At 69.2% G+C, this 2,314-nt stretch carries 1 protein-coding gene and 1 pseudogene; one reads left to right on the top strand and one right to left on the bottom strand.

Going from position 1 to position 2,314, the window contains the following annotated elements; genetic code table 11:
- The coding region (locus tag x551_RS21340) for a phenol hydroxylase (protein WP_036236480.1) at positions 1 to 855 on the bottom strand (855 nt) is incomplete at its 3' end.
- 250 nt (positions 856 to 1,105) lie between these two features.
- Between x551_RS21340 and x551_RS21335 the strand changes: the two are divergent.
- Positions 1,106 to 2,314 (top strand): annotated as a pseudogene (locus x551_RS21335) (aldehyde dehydrogenase family protein); the annotation flags it as partial.

Below are 2,314 nucleotides of genomic sequence, written 5' to 3'. Positions count from 1 at the left end.
CCAGCCGGCGAGCAGCGCGCGGTTGGCGGGCGATTCGGCGGCGGCGGTCTTGCACACCGCGTCGACCCACGGTGTGGTCTCGGCGTGCCACTCGTTCGGGAAGGTCAGCAGCATCCCGAAGGCCGGCGCGCCGGCCGCGGCCAGCGCCTGCTCGAAGCGCTGGTAGACCATCGGGTAGAGCAGCCCGTCGTGCACCAGGTTCTGCGCGACGAACAGCTCGAACCAGTCGTCGACGATGAACAGGTGCTCGACCGCCGAGCGCAGCGGCTGCCAAGCCGCATCCTCCAGCCACTGCTGCTTGGCGGCGGCGAGCGAGGTGCCCAGGTTGCCATCGATCAGCAGCCCGATGCGCGACAGCAGTTGCGCCAGGCCGAGCCGGTCCATCGTCGCGAACATCGTCGCGTTGGTCAGCGCCGCGCCGTAGGCCCAGCCGGTGATGGCGCTGTTGTTCATGTTCGCGCCCCACTCGTAGTGGCGCAGCGGCAGCAGCGCGGCGGCGACACGCTCGCGCAGGCCGTCGGACAGCGTGGCGAGCAGGCCACGCTTGTCGAAGTAGTCGAACTGGCCCTCGGCGACCTCTTGCTGGTGCGCGCGGGTCGTCGTGTAACTCATGTAGAAGAACTGGCGCGGGTCCTTAAGCGCGTACCAGTCGGCCATCACGACCGCCGTACGGCTGGCGTCGAAGATCTCCTTGTCGGCCTGCCACAGCGGCCGGTAGTGGAAGTTCTCGACCTCCTGGATGTCGTAGGTGGCCTCCTGGTAGCGCGACGCCGGCTTGTCGCCGAAGCGCGCGGCCAGGTGCGTGAAGGTGTTGCGCAGCGGCTTGGTGTCCGAGGTCTTGATCTCAACGTGCATGCGGTTTCCTCCTGCTGCATGCATCCTCCTACGCAACCGGCGTGCCAGCCCCAGGCGTCCGGGTTCGCGCCGATTCGCGGGATAACCCGAGCGTGGACCTGCTCAGAACATCAAATCGGCAGTGCCGGCGCGGCGAGCTGTGCGCCAAATGAGCAAGTCATACCGTCAAGGTATCGGGGCCGCCGCCGACGGTATTGAACGGCTGCGCGTCCCGATTCCTACACTGCGGCGAGTCCTTCCGAGAGGCCCCTTGCGCAGCGTCCATCACTTCATCAACGGCGAGTTCGCGAGCTCCGCGAGCGGCCGGACCTTCGACAAGCGCTCGCCGCTCGACAACACGGTGATCGCGAGCGTCGCCGAGGGCGGCGTGGCCGAGATCGACGCGGCGGTGAGCGCGGCCCGCGGCGCGCTCCATGGCGACTGGGCCAAGCTCGGCGCCGAGAAGCGGCTCGCGATGCTGCACGCGGTGGCCGACGAGATGACGAGCCGCTTCGACGACTTCGTCGCCGCCGAGGAAGCCGACACCGGCCAGCCCCACCATGTGATTGCGCATGCCTTCGTGCCGCGCGGCGCGGCCAACTTCAAGATCTTCGCGGACGTCGTCAAGAACGTTCCGACCGAATCCTTCCAGACCGAGACGCCCGACGGCCGCGGCGCGCTGAACTACGCGATCCGCAAGCCCAAGGGCGTGATCTGTCCGTGGAACGCGCCGCTGCTGCTGATGACCTGGAAGGTCGGCCGGGCGCTGGCCTGCGGCAACACCGTGGTCGTCAAGCCTTCGGAGGAGACGCCGCTGTCGGCCGCGCTGCTCGGCGAGGTGATGAACGCCGTCGACGTGCCCAGGGGCGTCTACAACGTCGTGCACGGCTTCGGCCCCGGCTCGGCCGGCGAGGCGCTGACGCGCCACGACGGCGTCGACGCGATCACCTTCACCGGCGAGACGCGCACCGGCGCGGCCATCATGAAGGCGGCGGCCGACGGCCTCCGCGACGTGAGCTTCGAGCTCGGTGGCAAGAACGCCGGCATCGTGTTCGCCGATGCCGACTTCGACAAGGCGGTGGCCGGTATCACGCGCAGCGCGTTCGAGAACTGCGGCCAGGTCTGCCTGGGCACCGAGCGCGTCTACGTGCAGCGGCCGATCTTCGAGAACTTCGTGCAGGCGCTCAAGGCCAAGGCCGAGGGCTGAAGATCGGCCCGTCGGAGGAGCCGGGCGTCGGCCTGGGCCCGCTGATCTCGGCCGAGCACCGCGACAAGGTGCTGGGCTACTACCGCAAGGCGGTGGAGCAGGGCGCCACCGTCGTCACCGGCGGCGGCGTGCCGAAGATGAGCGGCGCGCTGGCCGAGGGCCACTGGGTGCAGCCGACCATCTGGACCGGCCTGCCGGAGTCGGCGGCGGTGATCCGCGAGGAGATCTTCGGGCCCTGCTGCCACATCGCGCCGTTCGACACCGAGGAGGAGT

It is taken from the genome of Methylibium sp. T29, assembly GCF_000576205.1.
GTDB lineage: Bacteria > Pseudomonadota > Gammaproteobacteria > Burkholderiales > Burkholderiaceae_C > Methylibium > Methylibium petroleiphilum.
Note: the sequence above shows the minus strand (reverse complement) of the source record. Positions and strands in the feature narration are given on the sequence as shown.